At 60.1% G+C, this 18,403-nt stretch carries 15 protein-coding genes; 6 read left to right on the top strand and 9 right to left on the bottom strand.

Annotated elements, in window-relative coordinates; genetic code table 11:
* Positions 1-274: 274 nt before the first annotated feature.
* On the top strand, positions 275-1,108 hold the full coding sequence (locus LCH97_RS05455) for a hypothetical protein (RefSeq protein WP_227303894.1): 834 nt from the start codon (positions 275-277) through the stop codon (positions 1,106-1,108).
* Between the two features lie 69 nt (positions 1,109-1,177).
* Here LCH97_RS05455 and LCH97_RS05450 read toward each other — a convergent pair whose 3' ends face one another.
* Entirely contained in the window at positions 1,178-1,972 is a 795-nt protein-coding gene (locus tag LCH97_RS05450) for a response regulator (protein WP_227303892.1), read from the bottom strand.
* 80 nt (positions 1,973-2,052) lie between these two features.
* A complete protein-coding gene (gene gcvA / locus LCH97_RS05445) occupies positions 2,053-2,973 on the bottom strand; it encodes a transcriptional regulator GcvA (protein ID WP_227303889.1) in 921 nt (306 codons plus the stop codon).
* Between the two features lie 179 nt (positions 2,974-3,152).
* Between gcvA and acnB the strand changes: the two genes are divergently transcribed.
* On the top strand, positions 3,153-5,744 hold the full coding sequence (gene acnB, locus LCH97_RS05440) for a bifunctional aconitate hydratase 2/2-methylisocitrate dehydratase (RefSeq protein ID WP_227303887.1): 2,592 nt from the start codon (positions 3,153-3,155) through the stop codon (positions 5,742-5,744).
* Between the two features lie 258 nt (positions 5,745-6,002).
* Here acnB and LCH97_RS05435 read toward each other — a convergent pair whose 3' ends face one another.
* From LCH97_RS05435 to LCH97_RS05425, 3 genes are all read right to left on the bottom strand, one after another.
* Positions 6,003-6,206 (bottom strand): hypothetical protein, encoded by a 204-nt coding sequence (locus LCH97_RS05435; RefSeq protein WP_227303885.1) that lies wholly within the window; start codon positions 6,204-6,206, stop codon positions 6,003-6,005.
* A 221-nt stretch (positions 6,207-6,427) separates the two neighbouring features.
* Positions 6,428-7,360, bottom strand: coding sequence for an IS5 family transposase (locus LCH97_RS05430; RefSeq protein ID WP_227301451.1), 933 nt, complete (start codon positions 7,358-7,360; stop codon positions 6,428-6,430).
* A 9-nt stretch (positions 7,361-7,369) separates the two neighbouring features.
* Positions 7,370-8,161: an ABC transporter substrate-binding protein gene (locus LCH97_RS05425; RefSeq protein WP_227303883.1), complete on the bottom strand. Its 792-nt coding sequence runs from the start codon at positions 8,159-8,161 to the stop codon at positions 7,370-7,372.
* Positions 8,162-8,480: 319 nt separating this feature from the next.
* On the opposite strand from LCH97_RS05425, the gene LCH97_RS05420 reads away from it, so the two are divergent.
* Together LCH97_RS05420 and LCH97_RS05415 are read left to right on the top strand one after the other, a co-directional pair.
* Positions 8,481-10,445: an ExeM/NucH family extracellular endonuclease gene (locus LCH97_RS05420; RefSeq protein ID WP_227303881.1), complete on the top strand. Its 1,965-nt coding sequence runs from the start codon at positions 8,481-8,483 to the stop codon at positions 10,443-10,445.
* Positions 10,438-10,965: a hypothetical protein gene (locus LCH97_RS05415; protein ID WP_227303879.1), complete on the top strand. Its 528-nt coding sequence runs from the start codon at positions 10,438-10,440 to the stop codon at positions 10,963-10,965. The genes LCH97_RS05420 and LCH97_RS05415 overlap by 8 nt, the downstream gene beginning before the upstream one ends.
* Before the next feature lie 26 nt (positions 10,966-10,991).
* On the opposite strand, the gene LCH97_RS05410 is transcribed toward LCH97_RS05415, so the two are convergent.
* A complete protein-coding gene (locus LCH97_RS05410) occupies positions 10,992-12,068 on the bottom strand; it encodes a diguanylate cyclase (protein ID WP_227303876.1) in 1,077 nt (358 codons plus the stop codon).
* A 154-nt stretch (positions 12,069-12,222) separates the two neighbouring features.
* On the opposite strand from LCH97_RS05410, the gene LCH97_RS05405 reads away from it, so the two are divergent.
* Together LCH97_RS05405 and LCH97_RS05400 are read left to right on the top strand one after the other, a co-directional pair.
* On the top strand, positions 12,223-12,963 hold the full coding sequence (locus tag LCH97_RS05405; RefSeq protein WP_227303874.1) for an ABC transporter substrate-binding protein: 741 nt from the start codon (positions 12,223-12,225) through the stop codon (positions 12,961-12,963).
* Positions 12,964-13,053: 90 nt separating this feature from the next.
* Complete coding sequence (locus tag LCH97_RS05400; RefSeq protein WP_227303872.1) at positions 13,054-13,962, top strand: hypothetical protein; 909 nt, start codon at positions 13,054-13,056, stop codon at positions 13,960-13,962.
* Positions 13,963-14,286: 324 nt separating this feature from the next.
* Here LCH97_RS05400 and LCH97_RS05395 read toward each other — a convergent pair whose 3' ends face one another.
* From LCH97_RS05395 to LCH97_RS05385, 3 genes are all read right to left on the bottom strand, one after another.
* Positions 14,287-15,006: a hypothetical protein gene (locus LCH97_RS05395; protein ID WP_227303870.1), complete on the bottom strand. Its 720-nt coding sequence runs from the start codon at positions 15,004-15,006 to the stop codon at positions 14,287-14,289.
* A gap of 314 nt (positions 15,007-15,320) precedes the next feature.
* Positions 15,321-16,157, bottom strand: a complete 837-nt coding sequence (locus LCH97_RS05390; RefSeq protein WP_227303868.1) for a hypothetical protein — start codon at positions 16,155-16,157, stop codon at positions 15,321-15,323.
* Positions 16,158-16,798: 641 nt separating this feature from the next.
* Positions 16,799-18,265, bottom strand: a complete 1,467-nt coding sequence (locus LCH97_RS05385) for a cobyric acid synthase (RefSeq protein WP_227303866.1) — start codon at positions 18,263-18,265, stop codon at positions 16,799-16,801.
* Positions 18,266-18,403 lie beyond the last annotated feature (138 nt).

Here is an 18,403-nt window from a genome sequence, read left to right as displayed (position 1 = left end):
GATGCTAGCGCAGCAGCACCGGTGGTGTCGCGCGGCAAAAAAAGCGGGCCAGCAAAAGCCGGCCCGTAAAGTAGATATTGCAACAAGGGAAGGTCGCGGGCGACAAGGCGCACCCGCAGCACCCACGCAGAGCTTGCTAGCAAGCAAAAGCGTCTGGCTAGCTTACGTTAAGCCCATTGGCATGGCAATGGGGCGCATGGATGTGCCGCGGGCATGATGGAGTGGCCGTGGGTTTGCGGTACAATCCCGCCTTTTTTGCGAAGGGATAGGGGTGGTGAACGATTTGCACAGTGCCCGTTACCAGGCATCGCGCCCTTGGGCCAAGCGTGTGGCGCAGCTGTTTAGCCAGCAGGCCAGCCGTGAGGACGCCTGCGCCCAGGCGGCGCAAGTGGTACAGCGCGAGCTGGCGCAGCTTGCCGGGGTGTACACCATCAATGACACCCAGCGTGAAACCGAATTTGTGCTGGCCGAGGCGTATGGCCTGTTTGTGCGTGACGGCCGTCGTGCCATGACGTTTGCTCCGGAGCTGGCGCAGGCATTGCAGCACACCCGCCCGCTGGCGGCACTGCCGGCGGTCTTGCCCTTGCCCGCAGGGACGTTTTTGTTGAGCTTGCCGGGCGAGGCGGGCAGTGCGGCCGCGTATGTCACGCACGATGCCGTAGCGCAGCGGCTGGATATCTTGCTGCTGATGCCAGACTTTGCGCCTGCGGGCGTGCCCTGTTACCAGCGCATGGAGGCGGCGCTGACATTGGGTGTGGCCTACCCGGGCTCGGTACAGGTACCGGACTCGCCTGCGCTGGCGAGCTGGAAGCCCTGGCTGGAGAGGCTGTTTGCCGGGCTAGCCATGCTGGCCCAGCCGCAGCTAACCCTGGCTGCGCAATGGCAACCGGCCCCGTCGGCGGATGATGCACAGCTGCTACATAACGGCAGTGCGCGCGACAAGCAGCGTGTGCGTGCTGCGCTACTGAAGGCGGGGGTGCAAGAGGTGTTGCTGGCGCAGCGGGCGGGTCTGTCGCCACTGGATGGCGCGCTGAAAGCCGGCTATTGGCGCACGCAGGCGGGCAAGGCTGGCGAACGTCTGGTGTGGGTAGCGCCGCGCCCCGCATAAGCACGGCAGGCATGAAAAAACCGCAGCGCTGTGGCCTGCGGTTTTTTCATGTCGGCGGGCAGCCGCTTACTACAGAAACTGCACGATCAGGCTGCGCAGCGTACTGATCTCGAACGGCTTGTCACAGATGGCCGACACGCCAGCCTCTTCTACCGCTGCCAGCCGGGTTTCGTCCTGCTCGCCGGAGACCATCAGGATAGGTACCGACATTTGCGGGCTGAGCGTGCGGACGTATTCGATCAGCGCGCGGCCGTCCATTTCCGGCATGTTGTAGTCGGTAATAATCAGGTCGAACTGGGTTTCCTGCAGTAGCGGTATGGCCGACATGCCGTTGGCCGCTTCTTCGATCTGGTCAAAACCCATGCGCTCCAGCACGGTGCGCAGGTAATGGCGCGAGGTGCTGCTATCGTCCACCAGCAGAACACGCTTGGTGTCCAGGTCGTAATGCTCCAGCTCGGCGCGGGTTTCTTCGGTATTCAGGTAGTCCAGCGCCGAGCACAGCGCGCGGTCAAGCTGGAGGGTGGTAAACGGCTTGGGCAAAATGGCCAGCGCCCCCGCCTGGCGAATGGCATCCAGCTGCTGGGCGCGGGTCTCGCTGGAGATCAGCACATAGGGCATGTCGCGGATTTCACCATCTGCCCGCATGGTGACCACCAGCTCGGCACCAGTCATATCGGGCAGATACATGGCGCTGATGGTGATATCCGGGCGCGGCAGCTCGCGCATGCGCTCCAGGCCTTGCGTGCCGGTTTCCAGCAGATCGATATTCTCTATACCCATTTCCCGCAGGTGATTCTGGATGATGAGCCTTTGGGTGCGGGAAGGCTCGATCAGGCAGACCATCAGGTTTTGCAGATCAAACATGCTGTTTTCCTGTTTTGCTTTCTTGCAAGCATAGACACTAGGCCGCTTTAGGTCTAACCCATCTGCTGAAAACCTTATTTCTATAAGTCTGACTTGTGGGTTTTGCCTGAATTGCGTTGCTCGTTTGCTGCAGTTTCTTCCAGCCAATGACAAAAAGCATGAATGGCCACATCGTCCACCGCGGCGCGTGGCGCGATCCAGCAATAGTCGCGCACTGGCACCACTGGCTGTTGCAGTGGTGCGACCAGCTTGCCGCTATCCAGCGCCTGTTGCGCCATCGGCAACGGCCCCAATACCACGCCCAGCCCATCCATGGCGGCCTGTAGCGCCAGCGAGAAGCGGTCAAAATGCAGGCTGCTAGCCGGTTTCAGTTCCGGCACGCCGGCTAGCGTAAACCAGCGCTGCCACTGGGTTGGCCGCGTGTCGGCGTAGAGCAGGGTGTGGTGCGCCAGGTCGGCTGGCTGCTGTATCCCCTGGCGGGCCAGCAAGGCCGGGCTGCACAGTGGCAGCTCCCATTCCTCCAGAAACGGCTTGGCCAGATGGCCCGGCCAGTCGCCCGGGCCGCGGCGGATGGCGATGTCAAACGGTGTGTCCAGCCGGCTGATATCGCGGTCGGATGTCACCAGGTGCAGGTCGATATCCGGAAACCGCTCCCGGAAACCCTGCAGCCGTGGCAATAGCCAGAACAGCGCAAACGTGGGGGTGGAGTTGATCGATAGCCGCCGCTGGCGGTCGGGCTGCAGCAGCTGGCTGGTGGCGTTGGCGATCAGGTCCAGCCCGTCCTGCACCTGTACCAGGTAGCGCCAGCCGGTGTCGGTGAGTTTCACGCGCCCGCCGCTGCGCTCGAATAGCTGCACGCCCAGCCATTCTTCCAGCTGCTTGATCTGCTTGCTCACAGCGCCGTGGGTGACGTGCAGCTCGTTGGCCGCAGATGAGAAGCTTTCCAGCCTTGCCGCAGCTTCGAAAATGCGCAAGCCGTTGAGAGGAGGGTAAGTATTCATGGCTGTGATTTTATCTCACAATCTATGTTTCGATTACTCGTTTGTGCATGTATCGCCAAGCGCGTAATCTTCACGAATCATAGCCGGGAGTCGTAGTAATATCCCGGATGGTTGCCGGCAGCCCGCACCCGCTGCCGTCAGGCTGATTGCAAACAACCCAAGCAAAAAGGTCCCGAGCCATGCTAGTAGCTTACCGCCAACATGTTGCCGAGCGCGCCGCGCTGGGCATCCCGCCACTGCCGCTGACTGCCAAACAGGTAGAAGAACTGGTTGAACTGCTGAAAAACCCGCCTGCCGGCGAAGAGCAGACACTGGTAGAGCTGATTACCCACCGTGTACCACCAGGCGTGGATGACGCAGCCAAGGTAAAAGCTTCTTTCCTGGCCGCCGTTGCCGAAGGCACTGTAGCGTCGCCTCTGGTATCGCGCGAGCTGGCTACCGAGCTGCTGGGCACCATGCTGGGCGGCTACAACGTGAAGCCGATGATCGACCTGCTGGGCGACGAAAAAGTCGGCGCCATTGCCGCCGAAGGCCTGAAGAAAACCCTGCTGGTATTCGATTTCTTCAATGATGTGAAAGAGCTGGCCGACCAAGGCAATGCCAACGCCAAGGGCGTACTGCAAAGCTGGGCCGACGCAGAATGGTTCACCAGCCGTCCTGCCGTGGCTGAAAAAATCACCGTGACCGTATTCAAGGTGCCGGGCGAAACCAACACCGACGACCTGTCGCCGGCACCGGACGCCTGGAGCCGCCCGGACATCCCGATGCACTACCTGGCCATGCTGAAGAACACCCGCCCCGACGCGGCCTTCAAGCCGGAAGAAGACGGCAAGCGCGGCCCGATGCAGTTCATCGAAGACCTGAAGAAAAAAGGCAACCTCGTAGCCTATGTAGGCGACGTGGTAGGTACCGGCTCCTCGCGTAAATCCGCTACCAACTCGGTGGTATGGGCTACCGGCCAGGACATCCCTTTTGTACCGAACAAGCGCTTTGGCGGCGTAACCCTGGGCGGCAAAATCGCCCCGATCTTCTTTAATACCCAGGAAGACTCCGGCTCCCTGCCTATCGAAGTAGACGTATCCAAGCTGGAAATGGGCGATGTAATCGACATCTACCCGTACGAAGGCAAGATCGAGAAAGACGGCCAGCTGGTCGAAAAATTCAGCCTGAAATCCGATGTGCTGCTGGACGAAGTACGCGCCGGTGGCCGTATCAACCTGATTATCGGCCGTGGCCTCACCGCCAAAGCCCGCGAAGCGCTGGGCCTGCCAGCTTCCACCGAATTCCGCCTGCCGAAAGACCCGGTAGATAGCGGCAAAGGCTTCTCGCTGGCGCAGAAAATGGTTGGCCGCGCCTGTGGCCTGCCGGAAGGCCAGGGCGTACGTCCAGGCACTTACTGTGAACCACGCATGACCACAGTGGGTTCGCAAGATACCACCGGCCCGATGACCCGCGACGAGCTGAAAGACCTGGCTTGCCTGGGCTTCTCTGCCGATCTGGTGATGCAATCGTTCTGCCACACCGCTGCCTACCCGAAACCGGTAGACGTGAAAATGCACAAAGAGCTGCCGGCCTTCATCTCCACCCGTGGCGGCGTCGCACTGCGCCCGGGCGATGGCGTGATCCACAGCTGGCTGAACCGCCTGCTGCTGCCGGATACCGTGGGTACCGGTGGTGACTCCCACACCCGCTTCCCGATCGGTATTTCCTTCCCGGCTGGTTCCGGCCTGGTAGCTTTTGCTGCTGCCACCGGCGTCATGCCGCTGGACATGCCGGAATCGGTACTGGTGCGCTTCAAGGGCGAACTGCAGCCAGGCGTGACCCTGCGTGACCTGGTTAACGCCATCCCGCTGTACGCCATCAAGCAAGGCCTGCTGACCGTCGCCAAAGCCGGCAAGAAAAACATCTTCTCCGGCAAAGTGCTGGAAATCGAAGGCCTGCCAGACCTGAAAGTCGAGCAAGCGTTCGAGCTGTCCGACGCGTCCGCCGAGCGTTCCGCCGCCGGTTGCACCGTGCGTCTGAACAAAGCGCCTATCGTCGAGTACATGAACTCCAACATCACCCTGATGAAGTACATGATCGCCGAAGGTTACGCCGATGCCCGTACCCTGGCGCGCCGCATCAGCAAAATGGAAGAGTGGATCGCCAACGGCGAGCTGCTGCAGCCGGACGCTGATGCCGAATACGCCGCCGTAATCGAAATCGACCTGGCCGACGTGAAAGAGCCGATCGTGGCCTGCCCGAACGACCCGGACGACGTGAAGTTCATGTCCGAAGTGGCCGGTACCCAGATCGACGAAGTGTTCATCGGCTCCTGCATGACCAACATCGGTCACTTCCGTGCAGCTTCCAAGCTGCTGGAAGGCAAGCGCGACCTGCCGGTAAAACTGTGGCTGGCCCCGCCAACCAAGATGGACGCCGAACAGCTCACCAACGAAGGCCACTACGGCGTATTCGGCATGGCCGGTGCCCGCACCGAAATGCCTGGTTGCAGCCTGTGCATGGGTAACCAGGCACAAGTACGCGAAGGCGCCACCGTGATGTCCACCTCCACCCGTAACTTCCCGAACCGCTTGGGCAAGAACACCAACGTGTTCCTGGGCTCCGCCGAACTGGCCGCGATCTGCTCCAAGCTGGGCAAGATCCCGACCGTGGCGGAATACCATGCCAACATCGGCATCATCAACGAGAAGAGCGCCGAGGTGTACCGTTACATGAACTTTGACCAGATCAAAGATTATCAGGACGTAGCTGACACCGTTAAAGCTTAATAAAATCAGTATCTTAATGATTTGACATCTTGGGGGTTTGGTAGGGGTTTCGGCAACGATACCCCCACCGATACCCCCAATTTTTTTTGATACCCCGGCCCTAAATGCACGGTTTACCGGGTGTTGCGTAATTGCCTACATCAAACGCTAGTGCCTGGCTTTAGTGGTGCAAGAGCTGAAGCATGGTCAGTCTTCTGATTCGTTGCTGGCTAAATCTGCTCTTTTGCCCATCCCGCGACTGCTTCGATACCACCACCTTCACCCCTTGGCTATCGATTTGAATTTGTACATAATCAAATCCACAGCAAGGAGTGCCGTCATGATCCCCATCCCGTATCCGTCCGCCAGCCGCAGCTGTTGCTGCCCCTGTTCTGTAGCCGCGTGCCGGCCGGTTTCCCGCCGCCGGCCGACGACTATCTGGAAGCCAAGCTCGACTTGGTGGCGTTGCTTTGCGACCTTCATGGTACGAGTGCGCGGTTACAGCATGAGCTTGGAGCGTCACCATGCAGCGACACTCTAGATCGCAGCATCACCCCGAAGCTCGGCATGATCGTGTTGGCCATCTAGAAGGGGGAGTTCATCGTCACGGCTGCCGGCGCTGCACCTACACGTTGCTCTGATCCCGGAAAGGCTTTGTTGCACAAATCAGCCGTAGGTCGAACTACCCCAATCCCCAGACGGATTTATCCCATACGGACCGTTTGCGGCGTGCCCAGTGCTGTGAAGCGATTCAGAATCGCTGCACAGATTTGAAGCTCCGCTACTTGCCGGTCAAAGTCCCGTGACTTAACCCGATCTGCCAGCAATTTGAAACAGTGCATCTTCGTTTCGACCAAGCTGCGGCGATGGTAGCCACTCCACTTTTTCCAGAGCGCGCGCCCCAGATACTTCACCGCTCGTAGCGACTCATTGCGAGCCTGATTGCCCCGTAAATTCCCTTTCCAGAATTGGCCATTTCGACGTGGGGGAATGATGGCTGCCGCCCCACGCTCTGCAATCGCTGCGTAACATAGGCGTGTGTCGTACGCCCCATCCGTGGTGACGGTTACCAGTCCCTCTCCCGCCGGAATTTGCGATAGCAGCTCTGGCAGCATCGTGGCATCTCCAGTGCGATTGTCGGTCACTTCCATTGCCCGGATTTCCAGCGTTTGCGCATCTATGCCCAGATGCAGCTTGCGCCATTGGCGGCGGTAATCAGCGCCATGCTTTTTCACCTTCCACTCGCCTTCACCCATCATCTTGATGCCGGTGCTATCCACCAAGAGATGCAGACAACCTTGCTTTTTCTGTACCGGGATGCGGACTTGCAGGTCTTTCTGGCGGCGGGAAAGCGTGCTGAAGTCGGGGACGGCCCAGTCAAGGCCAGCCAGGCGCAACATACTTTCGACCATACCTGTGGCTTGCCGTAGCGCCAGGCCAAAGAGGCATTTGATGGTGAGACAGAACTGGATGGCAGCATCAGAAAAAGTTAGCTGCCGTCCCCGCCTGCCGGTAGCCGGTGCCAACCAGTTCATGCCTTTGTCGAGCCAGAGAAGGAGCTGCCCTCGTTGCTTGAGGGACTGGTTGTATGACTGCCAGTTGATGGTTTGGTACTTGGGAGGAAGGGGCTTGCTCATGCGGTCATTCTACCGGACGGACGTAAGCACTGATTTGTGCAACAAAGCCCTGTCTACCAGCTTTTTCATGGCCTTGTTCAGCTTGTCGTATAGCTGGGGCGAAAAGCAGGGCGACTGGTGGGTGAGCGTCAGGTATAGCGGCTCGCGGCTCACTGGCGTGCTGGCCACGCGGATATTGCGTATGCCCAGTTTGTTGGCGTAGGCCTGGCCGGGGGCTTCTTCGTAGATCAGGTAGTCGGCCCGGCCCATGCTCAGCATCCGCATGGCGTTTTCCACGCTGCCCACGGTTTGCATGGTCAGGCGCTGCTCGGCAAAGCGGTCAAATTCTTCGCCAAAGCTGTTATTCACTACGGTAATGCCATTGCGGCCAACCAGGTCTGCCCATTTGGTGTAAGACAGCGCCTTGTTCTCGCGCGTCCATACCGCGCTGCGCGTCTGGTAAAACGGCGTCTGGATATAGCTCATGTACAGGCGGCGTGGCAGGGTGTAAAACGCGCCGGCAATCAGGTCGATACGGCCTGCCTTGGCGGCTTCCTGCACACGCGCCCACGGCCCGGCGTTGCGCATCACGATAGGGATACCTATCTCGCGCGACAGCAGCTGCATCAGTTCGGCGTTTGCCCCTTGCAGGGTTCTTTCATCGTCGTGACCTACCCACAAAAACGGCGGGTACTCCGGGTTGCCCGACGCTATCAGCTGGGTACAAGCCCGGTGTGTCTGCGCCAAGGCGGGGGCGGCCAGTAGGCTGGCGGCCAGCAGCCAGGCAGAGCGGGCGAAACAGGGTGAGCGCAGGCGGGTCATGCGGTGTTTTGTATAGGGATAAGGCAGACGCCAGTCTATGCAGCCAGCCAAGGCTAGACAAGGGTGTGCAGTGCGATTCCTTGATCTATGTATAGGTTTTTATATAAAAAAAGACCGGTGTAATTTAAACAATCGTTTACTAGCACCGCTATGTCACCGTGCACTGCTTATCCTTGGGCTGCTCTTGCTGGCAACTGCCGATTCATACAGGTGTTTTATTTTTGCCAAGCGCATGGCAGAAAAATGCTGCTTGCCATGCAATTGTCAAAATTCCTTGCCTATAATCGCCGCCCCATAACAAAAGCAGCGCATTTCGCACATGACACCACAACACACATTCCGGCTATTGCCCCTTTGCCTGGCCCTGGCCACGCCTGTTAGCTACGCCGCCTGCGGCATCCCCGGCGCAACGCTGATCAGCCAGGTACAGGGCAGTGGCAGCGCCACCACAATGGCCAACCAGACCGTAACCATTGAAGGCGTTGTAACCAGCGTCATGACAGGCAGCGACCAGGTAAAAGGCTTCTACCTGCAAGAAGAGGCGGCGGACCAAGACGGCAACCCGGCCACCTCCGAAGGTATTTTTGTCTACACCAATGCCATGAAGCCGGCACTGGTAGCCGGCGATGTGGTGCGCGTTACCGGCGTGGTAAAAGAATTTAACAACGAAACCCAGCTACAGCCCGCCAATATCGGCCAGGTCGAAAGCTGCGGCAGCAAGGCCACGGCCACGGCGGTGAAAGTGCGCCTGCCGGTAGCCAGCCAGAGCAGCTGGGAAGCACTGGAAGGCATGCTGGTACAGCTGGACCAGCCGGTGTATGTGGTGGCCAACTACGACTACGCCCGCTACGGCGAGCTAACGCTATCCAGCCAGCCACGGCTATGGACCACCACGCAAAAACACCGCCCGGGTACGCCCGAAGGCGTGGCGCTGGCTGCGGCCAACCTGCTGGACAAAATTACCCTGGACGACGGTTACAGCAACCAGAACCGCGACGCCTGGCTGCCTGGCCCCGGCGGCCTGTCTGCCAGCAATACCCTGCGCGCGGGCGACCAGCTGAATAATGTCAGCGGTGTAGTAGGGTACAGCTTCAGCAAATACCGCCTGCACCCGGTAGCCACCCCGCAGGTGGTGGCCGGCAACCCGCGCCCAGCTGCCCCGGCACGCAGCGCCGATAGTGTGCGCCTGGCCAGCTTTAACGTGCTGAACTTCTTTAATGGCGATGGCACCAGCAGCGACCTGCCATTCAAGGACGCCAGCAACCGTGGCGCCAAAACCTATGCCGACTTCCTGAAGCAACGCGCCAAGATCGTTAGCGCCATTCGTGCGCTGGATGCCGACATCGTAGGCCTGATGGAGCTGGAAAACGATGGCTTTGGCGCCCAGTCGGCACTGCAGGACCTGGTGAATGCGCTGAACGATGGCCAGCCAGCCGCCAAGCACTACAGCTTTGGCTTGCCCGGCGTGGACAAGATCGGCAGCGACGCCATCCGTGTGGGCCTGATCTACCGCGCTGCCGTGGTGAAGCCTGCGGCCAACCCGGAAGTGAAAGAAATCGGCGACCCGAGCCGTAACCGCCCGGCGCTGGCACAAAGCTTCTACCTGAGCAGCCAGGCCATTGGCCAGCCGCTGACCGTGGTGGTGAACCATCTCAAATCCAAGGGCAGCGCCTGCGCCGGCGACCCGGACCTGGCCGACGGCCAGGGCAACTGCAACCAGACCCGTGTTGCCGCGGTGAACGACCTGAAAACCTGGCTGGCCGGCCAGCAGGGCGGCCTGGGGCGCAGCATCGTGTTGGTGGGCGACTTTAACGCCTACGCCAAGGAAGACCCGATCTACCAGCTGGAGCAAGCCGGTTTCACCAACCTGCTGGCCAAAAACCACGCTGATGGCGTGTATTCCTATGTGTTCAACGGCGAATCCGGCAACCTGGACCACGGCCTGGCCACGGCAGCCGCCAGCGCGCGCGTATTGGGGGCGGGCGAATGGCACATCAACGCTGACGAGCCGACCGCGCTGGAATACAGCAGCGAGTTCAAATCGGTGACCCAGCAGCAAAACTACTACGCGGCCGACGCCTACCGCTCGTCCGACCACGACCCGCTCTACATCGACCTGCGCGCCGAAAAACCGGCAGTGGCTACCGGCACGGCCACCACTACGGCTAGCGCCGGCAGCGACAAGGACAGCCGGCTGAGCAAGCTGGCCGCCGCTGATGGCAGCCTACTGGGTATGTTGGCCGCACTGGGTCTGGGGGCCATGCTGCGCCGCCGGCGTGGCTAACACCCTGCTAGTGCGCCTGGTATGGCTCTGGCCATGCCTGCCCTGGCTGTTTGGCTGGGGTCAGGCCGCCATGCAGCGCTGGCAGGGCGATGCTGCCGCCACCTGGGCCGGGCAGTACTGGCGGCTGTTTAGCGCCAGCTGGGTACACCTGAACCCGCAGCATGCCCTGCTTAATAGTGCCAGCTTGCTGCTGGTGTGCTGGCTGTGCCCGCAGGGCCGGCGGCCAGGGCTGTGGCCGCTGGCCGTGCTGCCCGCACTGCTGATGCCGCTGCTGGAACCCGGGCCGTTTGCCGGGGCCTCCGGCGTGGCCTATGCCTGGGCCATGTGGCTACTACTGGGCTGGCGCGGCGGGCTGTGGCGCTGGCTGGCGATAGTGCTGCTGGTGGGGAAGGTGGCCTGGCAAAGCGCGCAGGGTAGCCTGCTGGCTGGCCACCCGGTGGCGCATGACGCGCATTGGCTGGGCTTGATGCTGGCGCTTTTGCTGCATCTGGGTGTGGCTGCGCGGCGGCGCCAGGCTTGACGCAGTGCCTGCCCAAGGGGCGGGTGCTACTGGCCTACCACCCGGTTACGGCCGTCCGCCTTGGCCTGGTACAGGCGGCGGTCTGCCTCGCGCACCAGCTCGTCCAGGCTATCGGTTTGCAGGCTGGACAGGCCGATGCTTACCGTAATACGCAGCAGCTGGTCTTGCTCTGCGACCTGCTGCGCCGCCAGGCTGGCGCGCAGTGCTTCGGCGGTGAGCAGCGCATCTGCGTGCGGTGTATCCGCCAGCAGCACGGCAAACTCCTCGCCGCCCAAGCGCCCGGCCAGCGTGCCAGGCGGGCAGTGCGCCTGTAGCGTGCGGCCAACCTGCTCGATAACCTTGTCGCCCGCCACGTGCCCCCACTGGTCGTTGATGGTTTTGAAATGGTCGATATCCAGCATCAGTAACGCCAGTGGCCTTGCCTGTGCCACGCCATCCGCCAGGGCTGCCTCGGCCGCTTCGTACCAGGTGCGGCGGTTTTGCAGCTGGCTTAGCGGGTCGGTGGTGGCATAGAGCCAGTTTTGCCGGGCAATCTGGTAAGACTGCATGGCCGTACGGCGCTGCACGCTCAGAATCATCAGCATGAACACCATGGCCGGCATGCTGAATAGCAGTAGCTGCAGCCAGTGCGTCAGCTGGTAGCCTTTCAGCCACATCACGCCACCGGCCAGCAGCACACTGGCCAGATGCGGTAGCAGGAAAGCCAGCGGTGCCACCAGCGGCGCAATCAGCAGTACCCCCAGCATGAAATACATCACGATCATCGGCAGGTAAGACAGCCGGCCCAATACCAGAATATTGCCCGCCATCATCACCACCATGGCCAGGTTGCCCAGCCACAGCACCCAATGGATACGATGGGTTTCGTATGCCGGGTGCTGCATGGTTTGTGCCATCCAGCCTATCAGCGCACAGCCCAGCACGCTGGCCAGCGCCATGCCGGCAAAGCCCGGCCCCGGGCCCAGACGCCACAAATCAGCCAGCAGGAATAGCCCGATGACACCCATGCCGGCATAGGAAAGCTGGGCTGCACCGGGCAGCAAGCGCTGGCTGTAGTAGCGCTCGTAGCTGGCGAACTCTAGCTGTAGCAAGGATGGTTTCATGGTGGATGGCAGGGCTAAGCTTGGTGATTCGTTAGATTGTCATTATTGCGCAAAATCAGTGGCGTAGTGTTGAACCCTTATCTGTTTGCTATCGCTTGTGACATAGCACCACTGTGCACTACATTTTATAAATACCACCCCTGCCAGATTCAGTATGAAACCAGTCCTGTTTGCACTCTGTCTGGCCTGCAGCGCCGTACTGCCTGCCCGTGCGGCCGACCTGGCTGCCTATACCGAGCAGCTGCCACCGCTGAACTACCAGGACGGCACACAGCTCACCGGCTTTGCTACCGACCTCTTGCGTATGGCGGCGCACGATGCCGACCTGAGCCTCAGCATAGAGCTGCAGCCCTGGGCGCGTGCCTACCGTACCGTACTGGAAACCCCCAGCAGTGCCATTTTCAGCATTACCCGCACCCCGGAGCGCGAGCCGCTGTTTCACTGGGTAGGCCCCATCAGCCCGCGCCAGATCAAGCTGTACCGCCTGAACGCGCGGCGCGATATCCATGTCCAGGTCGAGGCCGACCTGATGCGCTACACCCACGGCGCCATGTTCGAATCGGCCGCCGCCAAAAAGCTGGCCGGGCTGGGGCTGCAGCCGGGGCGCGGGCTGGACCTGGGAGCGACCGACGAAATCACCCTGAAAAAAATGCTGCTAGGGCGTACCGACACCGTGGCCATGCTGGACTGGGCCATGGCCTGGCAGCTCAAGCAGCAAAACGTCAACCCGCAGCTGGTGCGCCCCATCTGGCTGCTGGACGGCGGTAGCCAGTACTGGTTTGCGCTTAACCGTGACACGCCCACGCACAAGGTAAGGCGCCTGCAGGCCGCGCTAAACCAGATCAGCGCAGACGGCCGCATGCACAAGCTGCGGCAAAAATATCTGGCCGAGTAGGGGGCGGCTGCCCGCGCAACGCAGGGCTGTTTTTATAGAAATGACCGGTGGCATATACAACGACATCTCCATAAACGGGAGATCAATGTCATGAAACCTGCCATCTTGCCGATGATCATCACCCTGAGCCTTAGCGCTTGCGGCAGCCTGACCCCAAGCAGGGACTTTCTGCGCAACCCGGCAGTGGACGCCGAGTACAGCATCAACAGCCCCAAAGACGCCGGCGCCGACGATGACAAGCCCCGTTCCAATCTGGAACACGCCGGGTACCGCTTTGGCTCGGCGATCAGCAAGGCGCTGCAGTACCGCGACGTAGTGCCGTTCAATTTCGAGCAAAGCCTGCAGTACTGGACAGGCCAGGTCACCAGCCAGCAGGCAGCGCTGGCGAAAGTGAAAGGCTCGCCGCAAGAAGCACTTGTGAATGCCCTGCTGGACGAGAGTACGCGCAATAAAGAAGAGCTGACCAAGCTCAAGCAAGCCAGCGGCGAGCAGCTGGCCGCGCTGCAAGGCAATGGCTTGTTGGCCGTGCCGCGTTACCAGGCGCTGAAAGAAATGTGGCAAGCCGGCGTCAGCTATGCCGACCTGAATTGCGCCAACTACTTTAACCTGGCCAGCCGCCAGCAAACCACGCGCGACTTTTTTGCCAAAGAAGTGCAGCTGCTGGCCGGGCTTACCTCGGCGGTGCAAGGCGTCACCGGCGTGAGTGCCAAGGTAATCAGTGCCACCGCCTCGTCGTTCTCGTTTGGCCAAAGCGCCATGAGCACCTACGAAACCACCATGGCCCTGGCGCCCGATATCTATCTGCTGCAAAAAGCCGTGCAACTCAAAAAGCGCAACCAGAGAAAGCTGCTGGACAACCCCGCGCTATTTGCCGGTAGCTATTACGACGTAGAACAAGCGCTGCTGATCTACGCCGAACCCTGCACCTTCACCGGCCTGAAAAGCATCATCAACGAAGCACTGCAGGAAAAAAACCAGCAAAACAAGACACCCGAGTAAGCCGGTGCGGGTGTCTGGGCCGCTGCGCTGCGGCGCTCGCACACAAAACAAGGTTGGCCGCACGCCATCACGGCATGCGGCCAACCTTGTTTGCTGGCGGGGCGAATACGGCGCCTTGGCTTGGGTTGAATGTGGCGCGTAGCCCGGATAAGCCAACGGCGCATCCGGGGATGGGGGTAAAACTTGGCCGACTTGCACGGGCGCTGGCGGCAAGCCCGGATGCGGCGACGCCTTACCCGGGTTGCGGTGCTGATGTCCGCATGCCGGCGTTACCCGCTGCGGCCAAGGTGCCGGCTACCTCCGGCATGGCAGCCATGCCGGCTTTTACGGCACGCTGATCTCGGCAAACGACTCGCCCGCCTGCATGCGCGCCAGGCGCTGGTACAGCGTGTGGCGCCCGGTGCTGGCCAGCCAGCCGGCCGCCTCGTGGCGGGCGCGGGCGTAGTTGCGCACCACCGTTTGCTCGTCACCAGCAAAGAAAGCGCCAAAGCTGTTCAGCTGCCTTACCTCGCTGGCCTTGGCCGCATCGTCTGCCGGCAGCGTGTAGCGCGGGCGGTAATCCACCTGCATCGCCACGCCCTCGTCAAACCAGGTGGGCAGCTGCAGCCAGCGTTTCAGCGCACCGGTGCGGTGGTGGATTTCGGCGTGTACCAGCTCGTGCGCCAACGCATCCACATTGTGCCCCAGGGGGCCCATCAGCAGGCAGGCGCGGCTGCCAATAAACTGCGCACTCCCCACCGCGTTCAGCCGGTAGCGGCCAAAACCCTGCGGTTGCGAAAAGAACACCACCAGCGGGCTGGCCTGCGGCGCACCAAACGTATCGCTAATGCGCTGCCTGGCCTCGCGCAGTAGCTGGCTGTAGCGCAGCTGCGCAGCGGGTGAGGCGTCGTCGCTCAGGCTGCCATCGGGCAGCGTATGCAGGCCGGCGTGATGGATAAACAGGCAAGCGCTAGCCGGCCCCGGCTGCGCCAGGGCGGGCAGGGCAGTGGCGAGCAACGCTGCGGCAAGCAGCGCCGCCAGCGGGCGTTGTACAGAAATCGGCATGGTGTTGGGCACCGGTGGTGCAGGTGGGTAATAAGGTGGCTGAAGTATGCCGCACAGGCAGCGTGACATATTGCCGTACATCAAGCGCCGCCCTGCGGGGCGTGGCTGTCGATTAAACAAGGTTGGCCGCACGCCATGACGGTTTGCGGCCAACTTTGTTATTGCGGGCAAAGATCAAGTGCGGCGTATTTGCCCTGAGTGTTGAGAACCCAAATGGTAACCGTAGTGCGGCGAAAAACATTCAGTGCGCGCAACAACAGGTGCGCGATAAACGTTGGGCTTCATTTCATTTAGCTCAAACTACTGTGCTTGGTTTATTTTATCGTATTGGCAATAATCTTTCTAAATCGGAAGCGTTTTATATTACTTGAGAATGTGCTCCCAAAAAGGACGATGGATGCTATTGTCATAAAAATTCCAACTAGGACAGTGGGGTTTTTCTCATCTATATTTTCTCTATATATGGGTTTTAATGATGTACTTCTTGTATAGTCACTAAGGTGGACGCGTTGTTCATTTCCTGTTTCAATTTCTCTTATTGTAGTTATTCCATCTCGATGTGGAGTTAGTGTGACAATGGTTTTTTTGTTATTTGTAATTCTCTCATAAGCAATTGATGGTAAGGCGCCCATTGGGCCAAATCCACTTATCATAGATAATCCCATCGATAGGTTTATTATCATAGCTATCAGAAGGAGGCCCTTTAGGGTCCATGACATTGGCGATCTGGTGTCAGGTTCGGGGATGGTTGTGGTTCCTATGTAGTCAAGATCTTTGATTCGATGCTTCCATAGAAGAGCCCCGGTTAGAGAGGCCGGTTTTTTTTGAGTGTAATCAGAACTTGCTAAGACTAGTGCTTGAAATGAAAAATTTTCATCTCGCCGAAATAATCCGAATTCTATGTTCAAGTTTCTTTCATCATCTATGAAGCCTTCTGCTCGAAGACTTTGGGAGGTACCAGTTATTTTAAATTCTAGCCAAGAGCATCCCGCTGGGAGAATGCAGCAGAGCGGTCTTTCGATCATTTCTGGTGAAATGTCAATATTGCCATTGTTAACTAGGTGTCCGCTTAATAGATAAATATTCTTATTAATTGTCTGATCCTTGTAAAGGATGGATAGATTCGGGATGTGGGTGGCAAAATCGTCCAATAGAGAGACGGTCTGCTCGCGGATGAAAGTAATTTTGGCGGGGTATTTTGTGCGTCGTAATGCGAGGTATATGCCCCAAAGCCCGAATAGAAGACTGATACCAATCCCAATTGTGCTTAGGTAATCTGAAAAGGTTAAATTAGGCATGTGCAATATTGGAAGTGTAGGTTGTAAGAATTTATTGTAGGATTGTGACCTAAAAAGATTACGGTAAGCTGTGTGGGCAAAAGCATGAAGGTCATGTCCATCATTTCCCCATCGTATTATGCTTGCTTGTGGGTAAGCCTTGCTTCGCCCACTCTATGGTGTGTGTCAGCGAGGCAGCCGCTGCAGAGCAGTCTGCTGCGGGCAGGCTGGCGGTTGTCACGCAATGCCGATAAATCTATCCTATTTGAATTATGCATGCCAGCCTGTAGGTCGGACTGAGCTTGCGAAGCACAACGTTTGCCGCGCAAGCAACATTACCAAGCCCTTTGGTTGTAAATCACGTGATCGGCGTTGGGCTTCACTTTGTTCAGCGCCAACCTACCCAAGAGCGGCCTGTTCAGTAGCCTGTAGGGTGGGCTAAGGCCGGCAGGCCATGCCCACCACATTTCCATCGCATGCTGCTGCTTTGGTGAGCACGCTTTGCTTAGCCCACCCTACGGTGTACGCCAGCGCGGCAGCCGTTGCAGCGCGTCCAGCAGTGGCTGGCTGCTGGCGGCCAGGCGGTTCAGGCTGTTGTCACGCAATTTCGACAAATCTACCCCATTTGCATGATGCATGCCAGCCCAGTGCAGCAATGCGCCGCCGGCTTGCGGGTGGTCGAACAGGCCGTGCAGGTAGCTGCCCATCACCGCGCCGTCGGGGCTGACGGCGCCGTCCACGCTGCCGTCGTTCAGCTGGAATACCGGCCGTTCGCAGTCCGGCCCGTGGCTGACGCCCATGTGGATTTCGTAGCCGCTTACTGCCGCGTCGGCGTTCACAAAGCGGCCTTCGCGCCGCGTTAGCGTTTTGTCGGCGGCCAGTGTGGTGTCGATGTCGAGGTAGCCCAGGCCGGTGCTGCTGCCGGGGGCGCCTTCTACGCCCAGCGGGTCGTGGATGTGGCGGCCCAGCATCTGGTAGCCGCCGCAGATGCCCAGCAGGCGGCCGCCGTAACGCAGGTGGCGTTGCAGGTAGGGCGGCCAACCGTGCGCCTGCAGAAAGGCGAGATCGGCGCGGGTGTTTTTGCTGCCGGGCAGGATCACCAGGTCGGCTGGCGGCTTGGGCGCGTCGGGGCCGACAAAGTGCAGGTTCACGCCGGGGTGGGCGCGCAGGGCGTCGAAGTCGGTATGGTTGCTGATGCGCGGCAGCACCGGCACCACGATGTTGAAGTCGCCGCGCTGCTGCTGGCTTTGCACCGCGTCTTCGGCGTCCAGCATCAGGCCGTGCAGCATGGGCAGCACCGCCAGCACCGGCTTGCCGGTTTTGGCTTCCAGCCAGTCCAGCCCGTCTTGCAGCAGGCTGATGTCGCCGCGAAACTTGTTGATGACAAAGCCCACCACGCGGGCGCGTTCGCTGTCGCTCAGGCAGTCCAGCGTACCTACCAGGTGGGCAAACACGCCGCCCTTGTCGATGTCGGCCACCAGAATCACCGGGCAGTCCACTGCTTCGGCAAAGCCCATATTGGCGATGTCGCGGTCGCGCAGGTTGATCTCGGCGGGGCTGCCGGCGCCTTCCACCATCACCACGTCGTACTGCGCCTGCAGCCGCTGGTAGGACTGCAGCACGGCGGCCATGGCGGTGGTTTTGTACTGGTGGTAGTCGCGCGCGTTCATGTCGGCGCGCACCTTGCCGTGGATGATGACCTGGGCGCCGGTGTCGCTGCTGGGTTTGAGCAGCACCGGGTTCATGTCGGTATGCGGCGCCACGCGGGCGGCGATGGCTTGCAGCGCCTGGGCGCGGCCGATCTCGCCGCCGTCTTCGGTCACCGCGCTGTTCAGCGCCATGTTTTGCGGTTTGAACGGGGCGACGCGGTAGCCGGCGTCGGCCAGCAGGCGGCACAGCGCGGCCACCACCGTGCTTTTGCCGGCGTCCGAGGTGCAGCCTTGCACCATCAGCGTGGGGAAGGGCCAGGGTTGGGCGGGCATGTGGGTTTCCTGATCGATAAAGAGGATTTTTGCCACGAAATCCACGGAAAACACGAAAGCAAAACGGGCAGCTGCTCTGGCGTTTGGTGGGTTTCGTAGTCAAAGGCATTAGCCACGAAATCCACGAAAAAGCACGAA

The sequence above is a fragment of the Vogesella sp. XCS3 genome, from assembly GCF_020616155.1.
Classification (GTDB): domain Bacteria; phylum Pseudomonadota; class Gammaproteobacteria; order Burkholderiales; family Chromobacteriaceae; genus Vogesella.
This window is presented reverse-complemented; position numbering and strand designations above follow the sequence as displayed.